Raw genomic sequence first — 17,645 nt, forward strand, 5'->3', positions numbered from 1 at the left:
GCTCCAAAGGCAAGGGATTCAGAACACGTGGACCAGGCGCAGCAGGGCGTCGGTGCCGGCAAAGCCGTTATCGGTGGCGACGTTCTGCGACAGGCTGAACATCAGCTGGTTGCGCTTGTCCAGCCAGTGCCCGAGCTCGATGCCGACCTGGGTGTAGCGCTTGTGGGTGTCGTCGATGCGCCGGTCGTTGATCCGCAGTTCACCGCCATCGGCGTGGATCAGGCGCAGGGCGCCGTAGGTGCTGGGGGTGAAGTCGTAGGAAGCGAAGGCTTGCAGGCGATAGAGCGGGTCCTGCTTCAGGTCACTGCCGAAATAGTCGTCGTTGGTGCCGTACAACTGGGCTTCGAGGTTGGCCTCCAGCACCCATTTCTCCCCCAGGCCCTGGGTGTAGTTGTAGACAAAGGTCGCGCCCCAGCGATTGGCTCCCGGGGAGACGTCCGGGTTACGGCTGTGGTACTCGCCCACCGGCAGCGTGATCAGGGTCAACAGGCCGCTGTAGGTGCGGGTTTGCGGCTGGTTGATGAAAAACAGCGTGCCCCCCACCTGGGGATCGCCGAAGCCGCTTTCCCCGGTATGGCGTTCGGCGCCGGGCAAGCGAGCGTTGATGTCGGCGAAGGGCACGATGAACTGGGGGGTGCAAAGGGTGCCGCACAGGTCGCTGAAGAACACCTGGCGGTAGGCCATGGCATTGACTCGCAGCTCGGCCTTGCCGGTGCTGTCGGCCGGGCCGTGAAAGTCGCCGGCGCGGGTGGCCGGGAGGTACAGCACCCCCAGGCTGGTACCCACGGGGGCGGCGAAGAAGTCCCGGGCGTTGAGGTCCGCGGCGTTGAGCGACAGGCTGGCCAGGGCGCCAGCCACGGCCAGGGTGGTACGGGTAATGAGCCTTGTCATGGGCGGTGCGTCTCTTGTTGGCGTTGTTGTTCGGCGAGGGGCTCGCCGGCACACGGCAGTGGGGCAAAAAAAGGGCAAAGGCAGCCCGTGGCCGTCAAATGCGACGGCGCAAATCAGCGCTGGTCAGGGGCCGGGGTCAGTCGGGCGGGGCGTGAAGCAACTGGGCGATGCGCGCCTTGTCCTTGACCCCGAGCTTGCTGTAGATGGCGCGAATGTGATGGCGCACGGTGTTGGGCGACATACCCAGGTCCCGGGCCACTTCCTTGTAGGTCTTGCCGTCGCCGAAGCACTGGGCGACGGCATTTTCCCGGGGGCTGAGTTTGGGCAGGAGGCTGCGGCTGCGGGCGGCCAGCAGGTACAGGTCGCCCACGGCCGAGCAGTCGATCTGCAGGCGTTTGCCTTCGAAGCCGTTGCTGTCCAGCGCCATGGGCAGTTGCGGACCGTTCCACTGCGGCCATTCATGGAGCAGCAGATCGACAAAACCGCGCTCGGCGCATTGCAGCACACCGCGCCGGTCGCACACGGCCAGGGCCAGGTTGCGCGGGCGGGTGAGCTTCTCGCGCATGGCCACCAGGGTGCGGATCTGATTGGCCGATACCGCTGCCACCAGATGCAGCATCAGGTTGTTCAGCACATGGCAGTCGTCCAGGGTGAAAGCCGGGGCGCCAGGGGCACGGTACAGGGCCAGGTGGTTGCTCAGTTGGGTATGGGGATCGATGTGCACCACGCACAGCAGTTCGCCGATGTTATAGAGCCGGCTCAGCCAGTTGAGGCCAGGGCCGCTGTGCGGATCGGCCATGTTGACGATCACCGCCCGTCCCGGCACCTCGTGGACCCGGCTGACGGTGACATCGGTGTGGCGGATCGATTGCCAGTCCGGCAGGTAGCTTGGTGGCAGGCGGTACAGGTAGCAACTGTGTTCATCCGGCAAGCCGTCGATCAGTGCGGCGCGGCCCCACCAGGCACTGTCGAAGGGCAAGAGTTTGCTGATGCGCGCCAGGGCATGCTGGTGAAGGTTTTCGATGTCCTTGTTCTGCGCCAGTTGCTGCAGTTCCAGGGTCAGCTCGCTGAAGGCCTGCAACAGGCTGGCCGGAGCATGATCGGGTCGGTTCATGGGGCTTTACCTCTGTGCGACGTTGTTATTGTTTTCGTCACGGAAGTGGTTGAGGACCGTTACGCCGGGGGGACGTGGGCAGGGCCTGGTGCGAGTATCGATGGCTTGGCCGGCCACCGCCATCCTACAGATGCAGGAGGTGGCCCATGGCCCGGCGGCGCGGGTCGCTTATGCTTCAGTTGGTAAACCATGATCACTATTGGGAGTGAGTTCGATGCCAATGCAGCCTTTCTCTGTTTCGCACTGCGTCACAGGGTTTGATGCCGTCAGGCTGCGGCCCTGGGGCGGTCGCTTGTATGGCTTCAGCGAGACGCTGCCGGGCACCGTGCGGCGACTTGAGGTCGCGCAGCCACAGGTCAAGCTGGTCATCGGGCTGGCGTCCCCCTACGGGCTTGCCGCCAATGGGCGCGAGGAGCGGTGTCAGGCGTTCGTGGTGAGCCGCCCGGCAGCTCCGATGCTCGTCGAGCAGCGCGGTGTGCATTCATGCATCGAGGTGGAGCTACCACCCTGGGCCGCGTATCGCCTGTTTCAGGGCGATGGCCAAGTGCTTGCCAGCCCTTGGCTGGATCTGCGGGAACTGTGGGGCACGTCGGTTGGCTTGTTGGTCGAGGCACTGGAAGAAAGCCCTTGCTGGACGAGTCGATTGCAGCGGGTCGAAACCTTTCTTGCCGAGCGTTTGCACAACTCGCGCCGTGAGGTGCCCGAGATGCTGCGCCGGGCCTGGGAGGAACTGCAGCGAAGCGCTGGCGGTACCTCGATCGCTGATCTGAGTCGGCAGGCCGGCTGCAGCGGACGGCATTTCGCCAGTCGCTTCAAGGCCCATCTGGGACAAGGGCCCAAGGCCTGCGCCCGGCATATTCGTTTTGCTCGCGCCCAGCAGTTGCTGGAATCGCTACCGGCGCTGGAGCTGGTGCAGGTTGCGGTGCTGTGCGGCTACAGCGACCAGAGCCACTTCACCCGGGAGTTCCAGGCATTCGCCGGCTGCTCCCCGGGAGCCTATGCCCGAGGCGGCTGGGCCGATATTCCTGGCAAACCGGCATCGTTGCTCGAAGGCCGGGAGAATTGAGTGGCCCGGTCAGTTTTATTCAAGACCCGCCGAGCCTTTGCAGCGGACAGTGATGGCTCTGTCTCTGTGAACGTGGAGGATGTATGCCAGGAAGTCTTTCTCATGTGGAAATCGGGGTTGCCGACGCTTCGCAGTCGCTGGTTTTTTTCCAGCGCCTGTTCGACTGGTCGCCGCAGCGGTTAGGTGCAACGGAGGATGCCTGGTTGCAGGCGCCCTCGATCCGGGTCGGCGTCCATGGCGACGATCCGCAGTCGCGCATGGTCGTGTATTTCCGGGTCAGCGACATGGCCGACAGCGTGTCCCGGGTCCGGGCTCTGGGGGGGCAGGCCGGTGACATCAGTCCCCACGAACCCGGTTTCGGCCGGTTCTGCCAGTGCCACGATCCCCAGGGCGTGTGCTTCGGCCTGCATCAGCCGGACCTCCTTGAATCCTAGCCAGGGCTGGGAGCTGTTCAGGCAGCCTGGCCAGGGCGCTGCAGGCGATGGAAGCAACGGCTGAAATACACCAGCGAGTCGCCTTGCTCGCGCACGCTGATTTCATCCAGTTCCACCAGCATCACCGAGTGGGTGCCGATTTCCTGGACCTCGGTGATGCGTCCCTGGAGGCTGGCCAGGGCGCCGTCCAGCACCGGCAGGGCCTGCAGGCCGTCGCGCCAGGGGTGCAGGCCGAAGCGCTGGTCCATGGCCACCCCGGTCATGCCGGCGAAGTGCCGGGCCACTTCCTCGTGTTCGCCGCTGAGGACGTTGATGCACAAATGGCCGTTGCCCTTGAACACCGGGTTCAGGGCGCTGTTGCGGTTGACGCAGACCATCAGGGTCGGCGGGCTGTCGGTGACCGAGCAGACCGCGGTGGCGGTGATGCCGCAACGGCCGGCGGGGCCGTTGCTGGTGATGACGTTGACCGCAGCGGTCATGTGGGCCATGGCGTTGCGGAAGGCGAGTTGCTTGGGATCGAGTACAGACATAACGAATTCCTCATGGACGCAGGGCATTGCGCTGCAGGAGCCAGCTTGCCGGCGAAGAGAGTCTTGAGCCTTGCGCCGCTCTGGCGGTCGCCTTCGCTGGCAAGCCCGCTCCTACGACGACAGGTGGACATTGGCCTTTCCTGTAGGAGCCGGCTTGCCGGCGAAGAGGGCCTTGAGCCTTGTGCCGCTCTGGCGGTCGCCTTCGCTGGCAAGCCAGCTCCTACCAGACGCCAGCGGTTACTGGCGGATGCGGTCCAGCATGTTGATGTCGTCGGGGTTGGTCAGGTGCGCAACGGTCCAGCCGTCGAGGTCGTAGTCACCCAGGCACTTGTCCACCAAGTCGGTCATGGCCTTCATCGAGCCGCTGGCCTGGGCGTGGCGCAGGCACTGCATGCGGATCTCGTCCTGGCTGCCGGCGTAGTTGATCTCGTACAGCTCGTGGCGGCCGCCGAATTCGGTGCCGATGGCGTCCCAGAGCAATTTGAGAATCTTGATCCGCTCCTCGTGGCCCATGCCGCCGGAGCCGCGGCAGTAGGTGCCGAGGTACTGGTTGAGCACCGGGTCCTTGAGATCGCGGGAGCCGGACGGCAGGTAGATCAGGCCGCTGGCCACCACTTGCTCGATGATCTTCTTGATGTCGGTGTAGGCCTGGGGCGCCAGGACCCGGTAGGCCTGCAGCGCCTGGGTGCTGGGCAGGTAGACGCCGTTCATCCATTCGCTGGCGTTGCCATGCATGGCGTCGGTGAGGGACCAGAACAGGTTGCGCCAGGCCACCACTTCGCCGACCTGGGCCTGGACCCCGCGAAACTCCAGGGAGCCGGTGCACTGCAGGGCCTTGACCAGCAACCCGGTGATGAAATCGAGCTTCACCGCCAGCCGGGTGCAGCCCTGCATCGGGAACAGCCGGCCAAAACCACCTTGCGGGAACCACTGGCGGCAGCGCTCGAAGTCACGGTAGATCAGCACGTTCTCCCAGGGGATGAACACCTTGTCCATGATCAGGATCGCGTCGTTCTCGTCGAAGCGGCTGGACAGCGGGTAGTCGAAGGGCGAGCCGGTCATGCCGGCCTGCAATTCGTAGGAGGGGCGGCAGATCAGCTTCATGCCCCGGGTGTTCATCGGCGCGATGAACATCAGGGCGAAGTCGGTGTTGTCTCCCAACAGCTGGGCCGAGCCCTGGCCGACGAAGTTGTAGTGGGTCAGGGCCGAGTTGGTGGCCACCACCTTGGCGCCGCTGACAATGATCCCGCCCTCGACTTCCTCGTCCACCGAGATGAACACGTCCTTGACCTGATCCACTGGTTTGTCGCGATCGATGGGCGGATTGACGATGGCGTGATTGAGGTAGAGGCAGGCTTCCTGGATGCGCTTGTACCAGGTGCGGGCGTTGTCTGCGAAGCGCCCGTAGAACTCCGGATTGGCCCCCAGGGCACTGCCGAAGGCGGCCTTGTAGTCGGGGCTGCGGCCCATCCAGCCATAGGTCAGGCGCGACCAGTCGGCGATGGCATCGCGCTGCTGGCGCAGTTCATCGGGGCTTTTCGCCGAGCGGAAGAACTTGTGGGTGTAGCCGCCGTTGCCGGTGTCGGTGTCCCAGCACAGTTGCTCCTTGGTGGCCGGGTCGTGCAGGGCGTCGTACAGACGGGCCATGGAGGCCGCCGAGTTGCGGAAAGCCGGGTGGGTGGTGACGTCCTTGACCCGGTCGCCATAAATGTAGATTTCACGGTCGTCGCGCAGGCTGGCCAGGTATTCGGCACCGGTCAGCGGACGGTTGGTTGCGGCACGAAAGTCTTCGGGTTTCATATCCAGTCTCGGCGTTGTTTTTATTGACTGGGACCATGATGGGCAGGGGTGGGCGCTGAAAAAATGGCTTTTACGGCGAATGAATTGCACTTTTCATAGGGCGCGTTGGTGCTCTCGGGCGGGATACAGCGCACTGTCCCGGAGCAGCGAATCACTGCTTTATCGATTCACTTCGCGTTGTGCTGTATCAGTCCTGAAACAGGGGTCACATTTCGAAATATTTTTGCCAATCAGCCAGATGAAAGCTCAAGTTCGGCCGATATCTCTGATAGGCCCATGGACACTGTTTCCATGGTGTCCCACGTCGATGCAGTCCTGATGCGTCGGCGGATCAAGGGCATGGATGCTCGCCGCCCCGTTCTCCTTCGAGACTCGCCCTATGTCCTTGCGTAACCTGAATATCGCCCCGCGTGCTTTCCTCGGTTTTGCCTTCATTGCCTTGCTGGTCATGGTGCTGGGCGTGTTTGCGGTGAACCGCATGTCGATCATCCGCGACGCGTCCCTGGAGATGGAAAGCAATCAGCTGCCCAGCGTCGGTTACCTCGGCAACCTGACCGAGAACGTCCTGCGCCTGCGGATTCTGTCATTTCGCGTGCTGGTGAACCGCGAACCGGCCGGCCTTGCCGAAGCCCAGACCCGCATCGGCGTGCTGGTGGACAAGGCCAAGCAGGCCCAGGCCAGCTACGCGGCGTTGCCGGCGGGTCCGGAAGAAGTGGCGCTGTACAAGACCTTCAGCGCGACCCTGGACAACTACCTGCAGGCGCAGAAGGAGATGCTCGAACTGTCGCGCCAGGACAAGCTGGAAGAGCTGCGCACCCTGATCAACACCCGGATCAAGGACGGCACCGACCAGATGGGTGAGCAGTTGAACAAGCTCATCGCGATCAATGCCGCGGACGCCAAGAGTGCCTCCAAGGCGGCCGGCGAGCACTACAACAGTGCCATTGCCGGGATCGTCATCGTCGCGCTGCTGGCCGCGTTGCTGACCATCGTGCTGGCGCTGTTGTTGACCCGCAGCATCGTCACCCCCCTGAACAAGGCCCTCAACGCCGCCGAGGTGATCGCCGGCGGCAACCTGCGCCAGGCCATCGAGGTCGACGGCAAGGACGAACCGGCGCGCCTGTTGCGCGCCCTGGCGGAAATGCAGGCCAGCCTGCGCCGCACCATCGAGCAGATCGCCGGCTCGGCGACTCAGCTGGCTTCGGCTTCGGAGGAACTCAGCGCGGTGACCGAGGAGGCCTCTCGCGGCGTACAGCAGCAGAACACCGAGATTGAACAGGCCGCCACCGCAGTCAACGAAATGACCGCGGCGGTGGAAGAGGTGGCACGCAACGCGGTGTCCACCTCCGAGGCTTCCCAGCAGTCGACCCAGGCCGCCCGTGAAGGCCGCGACCGCGTGGTGCAGACCGTCGAGGCGATCCAGACCATGGCCCACGACGTGCAAAACACCTCGGTGATGATCGAAGGCCTGGCGACTCAGGGCCGGGACATTGGCAAGGTGCTGGACGTGATTCGCGCCATCGCCGAACAGACCAACCTGCTGGCGCTCAACGCCGCCATCGAAGCGGCCCGTGCCGGTGAGGCCGGGCGCGGCTTTGCCGTGGTGGCCGATGAGGTTCGGGCCCTGGCCCATCGCACCGCCCAGTCGACCCAGGAAATCGAGAAGATGGTGGCCGGTATCCAGAACGGCACCGGCGAAGCGGTGGAGTCCATGCAGCAGAGCAATCAGCGGACCCAGAGCACCCTGGAACTGGCCCGCGCCGCTGGCGTGTCCCTGGAGCAGATCGCCGAGTCCATCAACCAGATCAACGAACGCAACCTGGTGATCGCCAGTGCCTCGGAAGAGCAGGCCCAGGTGTCCCGCGAGGTGGACCGCAACCTGGTGAACATCCGCGACCTGGCGATCCAGTCGGCGGCCGGGGCCAACCAGACCAGTTCAGCCAGCCATGAGCTGTCGCGCCTGGCGGTGGATCTCAACGCCATGGTGGCGCGCTTCGTGGTCTAAGGGCGCGAACGGTGGGGCGGGGCGCTCGACGAGTGCCCCGCCAGCACCTAGGGTTTTGGCTGAAGCATCTTTCATGGAGAAAACGATGCGCTACTCAGCCCTGACCCAACGGATTGTCGGAGAAGGTTCCGCAGCCTGGAACATCCACTACCGGGCCCTGGCCCTGCGCGAGCAGGGGCGGGATGTGTTGTTGCTGACCATCGGCGACCCGGATTTCGATACCCCCAAGCCCGTGGTCCAGGCAGCAATCGACAGCTTGCTGGCCGGTGATACCCACTATTCGGACGTGCGCGGCAACCTGGCCCTGCGCAGCTGCATTGCCCGTCGCCATCATCAGCGCAGCGGGCAGATTGTCGACGCCGAGCATGTGGTGGTTTTGCCGGGCGCCCAATGTGCGGTGTTTTCCGTGGCCCAGTGCCTGCTCAATCCCGGGGACGAGGTGCTGGTGGCCGAGCCCATGTATGTCACCTACGAAGGCGTATTCGGTGCCTGCGGGGCGCGCATCGTGCCGGTGCCGGTGCGGGCCGAGCAGGGGTTTCGCGTCGACCCGCGGGAGATGGCGGCGCGGATCACTCCGCGCACCCGGGCGATGTTGCTCAACAGCCCGAACAACCCATCAGGCGCGAGCCTGTCCCTCGACGACTGGCAAGCCCTGGCGCGGCTGTGCTTTGCGCATGACTTGTGGCTGATTTCCGATGAGGTCTATTGCGACCTGCTGTACGAGGGCCAGCACTTGAGCCCCGGCAGTCTGCCGCGCATGGGTGAGCGTACGGCCACCATTAACAGCCTGTCCAAGTCCCATGCCATGAGTGGCTGGCGGGTGGGTTGGGTGATTGCCCCGCCGGCCCTGGTCGGGCACCTGAGCAATCTGGCCCTGTGCATGCTGTATGGCCTGCCGGACTTTGTGCAGAACGCCGCGGTGGTGGCCCTGGACCGCGACCTGCCGGAGCTGGCGCAGATGCGCGACGAGTACCGTCGGCGTCGGGACCTGGTGTGCACGCTGCTGGGCCAGTGTCCGGGGCTGACCCCGATCTGCCCGGATGGCGGCATGTTCGTCATGGTGGATATACGCTGCACCGGGCTGGACGCCCAGGCCTTTGCCGACTGCCTGTTGGAGGGCTACGGGGTTTCGGTACTGGCCGGAGAGGCCTTTGGTCCCAGCGCGGCAGGCCACATTCGCATAGGCCTGGTGCTGGATTGCGAACGCCTGGCCGAGGCCTGCCGGCGCATTGCCCGCTGCACCGGCGAACTCCTCGAACGCCGCCCCCCAACCCGCCACCCGTAGGCGCCTGTCGGGCGGCGTTGCGCTTGCCGGCGAAGAGGGCCTTGGGCCTTGTGGTGCTCTGGCGGGCGCCTTCGCTGGCACGCCAGCTTCTACAAGGGGGCGCTGTGTTGTTGTCAAGCCGTTATCCGGCCTGCCGTGTCTTGGTGGTCCACGCGGCGGTGTTCACCAGATTGGGCGGGCGCTGTCCCGACAGGGCCGCCAGCAGGTTGTCCACCGCGCAGCGGGCCATGGCTTCGCGGGTTTCGTGGGTGGCCGAACCGATGTGCGGAGTGGCCACCACATGGGGCAACTGCAGCAGCGGTGAACGGTGATCCAGCGGTTCGCGTTCGAACACGTCCAGCCCGGCGCCCCGTATCCGTCGCTCCTGCAAGGCTTCGATCAAGGCTGCTTCGTCCACCACCTTGCCCCGGGAAATATTGATGAAGATGCTCTCCGGGCGCATCAACGCCAGCTCCCGACGGCCAATCAGTCCTTGGGTCTTCTCGGTCAAGGGCAAGGTCAGGCAGACGAAGTCGGCTTCTTGCAGCAGTTGCTCCAGGCTCCGGTAGCGGGCATTGAAACGTTGCTCCACCGCGGGCTTGGGGCTGTTGCTGTGGTAGATCAGCGGCATGCCGAAGCCGAAATGCCCACGCTGGGCCAGCGCCTCGCCAATGCGGCCCATGCCGATGATGCCCAGGGTCTTGCCGTGCACGTCGCTGCCGAAATGCAGTGGGCCGATGTTGCGGTTCCATTGCCCGGCGCGAACCATATTGGCCAGCTCCACCACACGCCGGGCGGTGGCCAGGATCAGGGCGAAACCGGTGTCGGCGGTGGTTTCGGTGAGCACGTCCGGGGTGTTGCTGAGCAAAATCCCCCGTTGGGTCAGGTAGTCGATGTCGTAGTTGTCGACCCCCACCGAGACACTGGCCACCGCTTGCAGGCGCGGCGCCAGGTCCAGCAGGTCGGCGTCCAGGCGCAGGCTCGCCCCCAGCAGGCCATCGGCGCTGGGCAGGGCCTGGCGCAGGGCCTTGAGGCCGCTGGGCCCCAGGTCTTCGATCAGGGTGACCTCGGTCTGTTCCTGCAGGCGGGCCATCAGCGACGGTGAGAGTTTCTTGTACAGCACCAGGTGTTTTTTCATGAGGGTCTCGGTGGCAATTCAGGGGTGGGCCAGACGGCGACGCAGGGGCAGGCCCTTGGCCTGGGGGGCACTGGCACCGGGGTTGAGCAGCAGGGTCAGCAGCACCGAGAGCAGCAGGGCGCCGCTCATCAGCAGGTAGGACATCCCCGGCGAGCCGGTGGCGCTGTTCAGGTAGCCCACCAGGTAGGAGCCGCCGAACGAGCCCAGGGCGCCCATGCTGTTGATCAGGGCCATGGCGCCGCCGGCGACGTTGGCCGGGAGAATTTCCGGGACGATGGCGAAGAACGGGCCGTAAGGCGCGTACATGCAGGCCCCGGCGATCACCAGCAGGCTGTAGGACCACCAGAAGTGCTCGGCGCCCAGCAGGTAGGAGCCGTAGAAGGCGATGGCGGCCACCAGCAGTGGCGGCCAGACGAAGCGCTTGCGCTTCTGGGTGCGGTCCGAGCCCCAGGACACCACGAGCATGGCAATCACTGCCGCCAGATAGGGCAGGGCCGAGAGCCAGCCGGCCTCCACCATGTCCATTTGCGCGCCGTGCTTGAGGATCGATGGCAGCCACAGGACGAAACCGTAGACCCCGATGCTCCAGCAGAAGAACTGCAGCGCGAGAATGATCACCTTGGGCGAGCGGAAGGCCTCGGCGTAGTTCTTCACCGCCTTGATGCCCTGCTGTTCGGCGGCCAGGGCGCTTTCCAGGTCCTGCTTCTCCTGGTTGCTGAGCCACTGGGCCTGGCTGGGCCGGTCATCGGCCAGGCGCCACCAGATAAAGGCCCAGATCACCGCCGGCAAGCCTTCGATGATGAACATCCAGCGCCAGCTGAAATGCTCCACCAGGTAGCCCGAGACCACCGACATCCAGAGCATGGTCATCGGGTTGCCGAGGATCAGGAAAGTGTTGGCCCGGGAGCGTTCGGCGCGGGTGAACCAGTGGCACAGGTACACCAGCATCGCCGGCATCACCGCGGCTTCCACCACCCCGAGCATGAAGCGGATGGCGATCAGCATGTAGGCGTTGGACACGATGCCGGTGAGGGTGGCCAGCCCGCCCCAGAGAATCAGGCTGACGAAGATCAGTTTCTTCACGCTGCGTTTTTGCGCGTAGATCGCCCCCGGCACCTGGAAGAAGAAGTAGCCGAGGAAGAACAGCGCCCCCAGCAGCGATGACAGCCCCGGGGTGATCTGCAAGTCATTGGCCATCCCGGAGGCGGCGGCGAAGCCGTAGTTGGCGCGGTCCAGGTAGGCCAGGCTGTAGGTGATGAAGACGATGGGCATGATGTACCACCAGCGGCGGGCGGCGAGTTTGAGCGTGTCCATGAAAGTTCTCCTGAGCTTGTTGTTTTTGTCGCAACAGGTGGTTCTTGGTTTTCGTTTTCCGTAGCAGCCGGCTTGCCGGCGAAGAGGCCCTTTAGCCTTGTATCGCCCTGGCGGGCAACTTCGCTGGCAAGCCAGCTCCTACAGGGCGCTGGCGGTTTTCAGGGCGGGCGTGTGCTCCGGTAGTTCGTGGCGCAAGGGCAGGCCTTCCATGTCGCCACGGCTTTGTACGGCGCGGCTGCCGACCCAGTTGGCCCGCTGTACCGCCTCGATCACGCTGCGGCTTTCCAGCAGGGCACTGATCAGGCCCACGGCGAAGGCATCGCCGGCACCTACGGTGTCCACCACCTGGGCCACCGGTACGCCGTCGACGAAGCCGGCATCCAGATGGGTGCGGTAGTAGGCGCCATGGGCACCGAGCTTGATCACCACCGCTTCGGCGCCCTGGTCCAGGTAGAAGGCGGCGATGTCCGCCGGGTCGTCCCGCCCGGTGAGCAGGCGCCCCTCGCTCAAGCCCGGCAGCACCCAGTGGGCCAGGGCCGCCAGGCGGTTGATCTCGCGAATCATCAGAGCCTCGCTGGCCCACAGGCCGGGACGCAGATTGGGGTCGAAAGACACGCTGCGGCCGCTGGCGCGCTGGGTCTGCATCAGGTGGCCGGACAGCTCCCGGGCCGACTCCGACAGCGCCGGGGGAATGCCGGTGGCATGCAGATGGCGGGCCTGGAGCAGGGCCGGAGCCAGATCGTCGAGGCTCAGGTGGCTGGCGGCCGAGCCACGGCGGAAGTACTCGACCCGTGGATCGTCGCCGGTTTCCTCGCGGGACTTGAGCTGAAAGCCCGTGGGGTGCAGCGGGTCGCGGCGCACGAAGCGGCAGTCCAGGCCTTCGGCCTGCAAGGTGTCGAGCACGAAACGCCCGAGGGAGTCGTTGCCGACCCGGCTCAGCCAGGCCACCTTGAAACCCAGGCGCGACAGGCCGATGGCCACGTTGCTGTCGGCACCGGCAATGCGCTTGTGAAAGTGCTCGACCCGGGCCAAGTCGCCGCTGTGCTCGGCGACGAACATGGCCATGGTTTCCCCGAAGGACAGAATATCGATCTCAGACATCGGCTGGCTCCAGTCGCCACTGGCCGAGGCGGGCCAGCAGGTCGACCTGCTCGGTGGTTACTTGCAGCAGGTCGTCGCCTTGCAGGGGGTATTCCACTGCCCGGGTAATACCTTGAGTCATGTGCCGCAGCAGTTGTTCCCACTGCTGCAACTGTGGGGCGCCGGGCGGTAGGGCTACACGCTTGCCGTCGACCCGCAGGCGCACTGCCTTGCAGTGCACGTAGTCCACATGCCGGCCCAACAAGTGCGCGGCCGTCAGCGCCGACTGCTCTTGCCACTCCCAGTTGCCGATATCGAAGGTCATGCGCAGGGGCAGGTTCCACCCTTGCACGGCGTTGAAAAAACGCTGGAAGGGCTCGATGCGCCCGCCATGGGCGGTCTGGTCGTTTTCCACCAGCAGGGCGAGGGGCTGGCCTGAGAGCAGGCTGGCCAGGCTGTGCAGGTCGTGATGTTCGGTGAAGTGGCCGAGGGACACTTTGAGCCGCTTGGCGCCGAACGCCCGGGCCCGCTGCAGGGTGGCGGACAGTTCGGGATTGGGTTCGCTGTGCTCGGCCGGCCACAGCTCCAGCGGCGAGGAAAACACGCTTTCCAGGCCCTGTTCCCGGGCGCTGCGGGCCAGCTCCTCGGGTTTCTCGTGGGTCAGCAGTTCTTCGCGCCATTCGATGCACGAAGCGCCGGCGGCGGCCACCAGGGCAATGAAATGGCCCTGGCCGTGCCGGCGGACCAGATCCGCGCCGTAGCTGGACAGACTGATGGAGACGGGAGATTGATGCATGCTTCAGACCTCTGAAACCGGTTTCATTTTTATTCGAGAAAACCCGGGACGCGCTGCAATGCAGGGGTTCCCAGGACTACACAGAGTGTTTTCGGGTGGAGCCGCGAATCATCAGTTGCGCCGCAAAGTCCAGCACCCGCGCCGGGCCGGCATCGCCTCGCAGGCGCTTGAGCAGGCATTCGAAAGCGGCGGTGCCTATGGCCTCGGTGGGTTGGGCCAGGGCACTGATGCCGCTGCCCACCAGGGGGTACCAGTCCAGGTCGTCGAGGGCGATCAGGCCGATGCCGTCGAATAACGGGCATTGGAGTTCACGCAGGACCCGGGTCGCCGCCAGGGCCGCCACGCCATTGGCGCAGAACAGCGCCTTGGGGCCGGGGCCTGGAGCGTCGAGAAAGTCTTTCAGATGGCGGGCCAGGGTCTCGCCGGTCTCCAGTGACTGGCCGCGCAAGGCCGGGCGCCGGGCGACCTCGTCCTGGAAGGCGGCGCTGCGTTCGAGCCGTGAGCTGGTGCCGTCATGGGGTTCGCTGACCAGCAGCAGGTCGCGATAACCCTGTTGTTCCAGGTGCTCGACGGCGCTGTGCACCGCCGCCGGGTTGTCCAGGCCCACCAGATCGGCGTGCAGTGATTCAAGCTTGCGGTCCACCAGGACCATGGGCATTTCCTGCTGCAACTCCAGCAACTGCTCCAGGTGATGACCCAGGGTGTTCACGATCAGGCCTTCGATGTTGTAGGCCCGCAGGTTGGCCAGGTGCTGGGCTTCCTGCTGATCGTCACGGTCGGTGTTGCACACCACCAGGCTGTAGCCGTGCTGGCGGCAGGCGGTTTCCACGCCGTGCATCACGGCAATCGAGTAGGGGTTGCGGATATCGGCCACCAGCATGCCGATCAGGCGGGTGCGCCCGCGTTTCAGGCCGCGGGCCATCTGGTTCGGGCGGTAGCCCAGCGCGCTGATGGCCTGCTCGATGCGCAAGGCAATGGCATCGGAGAGCAGGGCCCGGTCTTCGCCGATAAAGCGCGACACGCTGGCCTTGGAGACCCCGGCATGACGGGCAACATCGAGCATGGTGACGCGGCTGCGCTGGGCGGCGGAAAACTGATTCACGGGCGACGACCTTATTCTTGGAATTATCGGTTTGCAGTCCTTCCGAGTGCGGCGCTGAAACCGGTTTCAGGAAACCGCAAAACCCATTCTGTCGTCAAGGGCGAAGCATCGATAAATCTGCATCAGCGCTGAAGGTGGCTGACCAACGGTAGGGGCTCAGGGTTGCTCAAGGCATGGGCGCAGGGCCTGCAGCAGGGCGTCATACAGCTCATCGACTTCCGCCACCAGCCCTCTGGCCCGCAAGCAGCCGTGCACCAGGCCCAGGCCCGGGTACAGCTGGCTGGTGACGCCGGCGTGCAACAGGCGCTGGTGATAGCACTGGCCGTCATCGCGCAAAGGGTCGAACTGTGCCAGGGCGATAAAGGCCGCCGGTAGGTTACTGAGGTCCTCTGCCAGCAGCGGCCGGGCGTAGGGCGACCTTTGTTCGGGCCCGGGCAGGTACAGCGCCTGGAAACAGTCCAAGTCGCTGCTGCTGGCCACCTTACGTGGCGCCAACGGTCCGGGAAACGCTCTGTGGCGACCGGCTTTTGCACGGTGACGACTGCCTGGGCGCGCTCACGCCCACAGGCTCATCCAGGTAGCGATCAGCAACAGCAGGGCCATGGCGCGGTTGAAGCGTTGCAGCGCCCTGGGCGACCCTAACCAGCGGGCGGAGCCGGCACCCAGCAGGGCCCAGGTGCCGAGGCAGGGCAGGGCGACGAAGAAGAACACCAGGGACAGGCATAGCACCCGGGCCTGGCGCTCGGCGCCATTGCCGGCGAACACACTGACCACCGCCAGGGCCATCATCCAGGTCTTGGGGTTCACCAGTTGCAAGGCCGCGGCCCCCAGCAGCCCCAGGCGCCGGCCGTGGCCATTGGCGTCCAGGTTCGTGGCCGGTGCCCGCCAGATCTGCCAGGCCAGGCAGCTCAGCCACAACAGACCGGCCCACTGCATGCTCTGCCGGACTTCGGGCAGGCGCCCCAGCCAGTCACCCAAACCACTGCCGACCAGGAGCACGATACTCGCCGCGGCCAAGGCGGCACCGAGGATGATCGGCGGCGCGGCCCGCAGGCCATAGCGGGCGCTGTTGCTCAACACCAGGATATTGGTGGGCCCCGGGGTGATGGAGGCGACAAAGGCGAACAGCACGAACGGCAGCAGGGTCGAGATGGAAGGGGACATGGCCGGCAACTCCAGAGAAGATCGAGAAGGTGATCTTCGCCGTCGGCCCGTCAAGCGTCTGGAAGCTTTGTGCAGCGCTTGCGGTACAGCGCCGGACTCAGGCCATAGGCACGCATGAACCAGCGCCCCAGATGACTCTGGTCGGCAAAACCCAGGGCCGTGGCCACGTCCGCCGGGGCTGCGCCGCCAGCCAGCAGGCGCCGGGCCCGGCTCAGGCGCAGTTGCACCAGATAGGCGTGGGGCGGCAAGCCGAAAGCCGCCTTGAAGGCGCGGCTCAAGCGAAAACGGTCAACTCCACAGGCCCGGCTCAGAGCGTCCAGGCTCAAGTCCTGGCACAGCTGGGCATGCAAGTAGTCCCGGGCCCGTTGCGCCACCAGCGGCAGGCGCGGGTCCTGGCCATAGCGCTGGCGCCAATGCAGATGCCCGGTCAATTGTTCGAGCAACTGGTCCAGGGCGCTCTGGCGGACAATCCGCAGTTCACCGTGATGCAGGCTGTGAAAGGCGGCGCTGGTGGCCTGGGCCAGGCGCGGGTCACTGGCCAGGGTCGTGCCGAAGCCCAGCTGGGTATTGGCCGGCGCCTCGGCAAACAGCGCCCCCAGTTCCCGCTCCAGCCACTGTGGGTCCAGGTACAGCATGCGATAGGTGAAACCGCCCGCGGTGGGCGCCTCGCCATCGTGAATTTCCCCGGGCTCCAGCAGGAACACCTTGCCCGGTGTGCTCTGGTGCCGGGCCCGACGGCAATTGAACTGCTGCACCCCTTGCTCGGTGACGCCCACCAGATAGCTGTCATGCCAGTGAGGGTCATAGGCGTGGCCAGTGAAATGGGCGCGCAGGGTCTCGATGCCGGTGTCGGCGTCCTGGGCCAGATCGATCCAGTTGTCGGCGGTCATGGGCTACCTGAAAAGCGAGGTTCAACCCTGGCAGTTAGCGCCTGTGCCAGGGCTTGGGTCTAGAAGTTTTGTGCAGCTTCAGCTGAACAGCCCGGCGGCGATATTGATGGAAAAGCCGAGGATCGCGGTGTTGAACACAAAGCCGATCAAGGATTGGGCGAGGACGATCTTGCGCAGCTCGCGGGTGGCCACGCCGACGTCCGAAGTCTGTACCGCCACGCCGATGGTGAAGGAGAAGTAGAGGAAGTCCCAATAGTTCGGCGTAGTCAGTTCCTCGGCGAAGCGCAGGGCCGGCTCCTTACCGTTCCAGGTGTAGTAAAGGCGGGCGTAATGCACGCTGAAGATCACCCCCACCAGCAACCAGGAACCGATCACCGTGAGCCCGGTGAAGCCGTAATGCAGCAGGCGCTGAGTGGTATCCAGATCCTTGCTGCCCACCAGTTCCAGGGTAATGGTCACCAGACTGGCGATGGCGGCGACGCAGACGATCAACAGCACCAGCCCGGCGTTTTCGTCCTCGACTTCGGCGATGCGTTTCACGTCCTCGGCCTGGGCCCGCACGGTCAGCCAGAACATCAGCGCCAGGTAGGTCCAGACCGCGGCGTTCCAGCCGATGAGGATCTTGCCGGTCAGGGTCTGGGCGGGGGCGAGGAGGCCGATGGCACAGCCGATCAGTACGCCGATGGTCAAGCGGGGGTGGGTTCGGATCACGAAAGACATGGGGGCTCGCAGCTTCTGGGCAGAGGGGGAACATTAGCATGTGGGGGGATTTGGATCGGGGGGCATAGTGGTTGCTGCGGGTGTGGCGGCTGGCGGGTTCGTCTTGATGGCTTGGGGGTGGGGTACATATCCGTTGCTGCGGGTGTGGCCGCTGGCGGTTTCGCTCTTACAGCGGGGTTGGGGTACATATCCGGTGCTGCGGGTGTGGCCACTTATGGTTTCGCCCTTACGGCGACTCACTTTTTTCAAACGCCAAAAAAGTAAGCAAAAACGCTTGCCCCTCCATGGGCCCCTCGCTGGGGCTCGGGGTTCCCTCGCTTCGGCATTGCTCCGGGGG

16 protein-coding genes and 2 pseudogenes are annotated in these 17,645 nt (G+C 65.0%); 5 read left to right on the forward strand and 13 right to left on the reverse strand.

All coding sequences use genetic code 11. The features are described 5' to 3' along the window. Nucleotides 1-18 precede the first annotated feature (18 nt). Entirely contained in the window at nt 19-891 is an 873-nt protein-coding gene (locus FW796_RS26685; protein WP_346635400.1) for a transporter, read from the reverse strand. Nucleotides 892-1,027: 136 nt separating this feature from the next. Next, nucleotides 1,028-2,005: a helix-turn-helix transcriptional regulator gene (locus FW796_RS26690; RefSeq protein WP_346635399.1), complete on the reverse strand. Its 978-nt coding sequence runs from the start codon at nt 2,003-2,005 to the stop codon at nt 1,028-1,030. A gap of 214 nt (nt 2,006-2,219) precedes the next feature. On the opposite strand from FW796_RS26690, the gene FW796_RS26695 reads away from it, so the two are divergent. Continuing rightward, the gene (locus tag FW796_RS26695; RefSeq protein WP_404937010.1) at nt 2,220-3,071 is read left to right on the forward strand and encodes a helix-turn-helix domain-containing protein; all 852 of its coding nucleotides are present in this window, start codon (nt 2,220-2,222) and stop codon (nt 3,069-3,071) included. A gap of 83 nt (nt 3,072-3,154) precedes the next feature. Then, on the forward strand, nt 3,155-3,505 hold the full coding sequence (locus FW796_RS26700) for a VOC family protein (protein ID WP_346635397.1): 351 nt from the start codon (nt 3,155-3,157) through the stop codon (nt 3,503-3,505). A 17-nt stretch (nt 3,506-3,522) separates the two neighbouring features. Here FW796_RS26700 and hpaC read toward each other — a convergent pair whose 3' ends face one another. Both hpaC and hpaB read right to left on the reverse strand, forming a co-directional pair. Beyond that, nucleotides 3,523-4,035 (reverse strand): 4-hydroxyphenylacetate 3-monooxygenase, reductase component, encoded by a 513-nt coding sequence (hpaC, locus tag FW796_RS26705; RefSeq protein ID WP_123725454.1) that lies wholly within the window; start codon nt 4,033-4,035, stop codon nt 3,523-3,525. A gap of 237 nt (nt 4,036-4,272) precedes the next feature. Beyond that, the gene (gene hpaB, locus FW796_RS26710; protein WP_346635396.1) at nt 4,273-5,835 is read right to left on the reverse strand and encodes a 4-hydroxyphenylacetate 3-monooxygenase, oxygenase component; all 1,563 of its coding nucleotides are present in this window, start codon (nt 5,833-5,835) and stop codon (nt 4,273-4,275) included. Nucleotides 5,836-6,214: 379 nt separating this feature from the next. Between hpaB and FW796_RS26715 the strand changes: the two are divergent. The 3 genes and pseudogenes from FW796_RS26715 to FW796_RS26725 form a co-directional block, all read left to right on the forward strand. Continuing rightward, nucleotides 6,215-6,934, forward strand: a pseudogene (locus FW796_RS26715) (MCP four helix bundle domain-containing protein); the annotation flags it as partial. Between the two features lie 201 nt (nt 6,935-7,135). Next, nucleotides 7,136-7,840: a methyl-accepting chemotaxis protein gene (locus tag FW796_RS26720; RefSeq protein ID WP_446440374.1), complete on the forward strand. Its 705-nt coding sequence runs from the start codon at nt 7,136-7,138 to the stop codon at nt 7,838-7,840. An 85-nt stretch (nt 7,841-7,925) separates the two neighbouring features. Further along, complete coding sequence (locus FW796_RS26725; RefSeq protein ID WP_346635394.1) at nt 7,926-9,125, forward strand: pyridoxal phosphate-dependent aminotransferase; 1,200 nt, start codon at nt 7,926-7,928, stop codon at nt 9,123-9,125. A gap of 121 nt (nt 9,126-9,246) precedes the next feature. On the opposite strand, the gene FW796_RS26730 is transcribed toward FW796_RS26725, so the two are convergent. From FW796_RS26730 to FW796_RS26770, 9 genes and pseudogenes are all read right to left on the reverse strand, one after another. Next, nucleotides 9,247-10,242 carry a 2-hydroxyacid dehydrogenase gene (locus tag FW796_RS26730; RefSeq protein WP_346635393.1) on the reverse strand — a complete coding sequence of 332 codons (996 nt, stop codon included), beginning with the start codon at nt 10,240-10,242 and terminating at the stop codon, nt 9,247-9,249. An 18-nt stretch (nt 10,243-10,260) separates the two neighbouring features. After that, a complete protein-coding gene (locus FW796_RS26735) occupies nt 10,261-11,556 on the reverse strand; it encodes an MFS transporter (RefSeq protein ID WP_446440365.1) in 1,296 nt (431 codons plus the stop codon). 138 nt (nt 11,557-11,694) lie between these two features. Further along, nucleotides 11,695-12,657 carry a sugar kinase gene (locus FW796_RS26740; RefSeq protein WP_346635391.1) on the reverse strand — a complete coding sequence of 321 codons (963 nt, stop codon included), beginning with the start codon at nt 12,655-12,657 and terminating at the stop codon, nt 11,695-11,697. Further along, on the reverse strand, nt 12,650-13,432 hold the full coding sequence (locus FW796_RS26745) for a sugar phosphate isomerase/epimerase family protein (RefSeq protein ID WP_446440366.1): 783 nt from the start codon (nt 13,430-13,432) through the stop codon (nt 12,650-12,652). The genes FW796_RS26740 and FW796_RS26745 overlap by 8 nt, the downstream gene beginning before the upstream one ends. Nucleotides 13,433-13,508: 76 nt before the next feature. Continuing rightward, the gene (locus tag FW796_RS26750) at nt 13,509-14,534 is read right to left on the reverse strand and encodes a LacI family DNA-binding transcriptional regulator (protein ID WP_446440367.1); all 1,026 of its coding nucleotides are present in this window, start codon (nt 14,532-14,534) and stop codon (nt 13,509-13,511) included. Nucleotides 14,535-14,690: 156 nt separating this feature from the next. After that, a pseudogene (locus FW796_RS26755) lies at nt 14,691-15,008 on the reverse strand (alpha/beta hydrolase fold domain-containing protein); the annotation flags it as partial. An 81-nt stretch (nt 15,009-15,089) separates the two neighbouring features. Then, complete coding sequence (locus tag FW796_RS26760; RefSeq protein ID WP_446440368.1) at nt 15,090-15,698, reverse strand: LysE family translocator; 609 nt, start codon at nt 15,696-15,698, stop codon at nt 15,090-15,092. 50 nt (nt 15,699-15,748) lie between these two features. After that, complete coding sequence (locus FW796_RS26765; protein ID WP_346635387.1) at nt 15,749-16,588, reverse strand: AraC family transcriptional regulator; 840 nt, start codon at nt 16,586-16,588, stop codon at nt 15,749-15,751. A gap of 78 nt (nt 16,589-16,666) precedes the next feature. Continuing rightward, nucleotides 16,667-17,308 (reverse strand): DUF1345 domain-containing protein, encoded by a 642-nt coding sequence (locus FW796_RS26770; protein ID WP_404937007.1) that lies wholly within the window; start codon nt 17,306-17,308, stop codon nt 16,667-16,669. Nucleotides 17,309-17,645: the final 337 nt, after the last annotated feature.

It is taken from the genome of Pseudomonas sp. 910_21, from assembly GCF_052850735.1.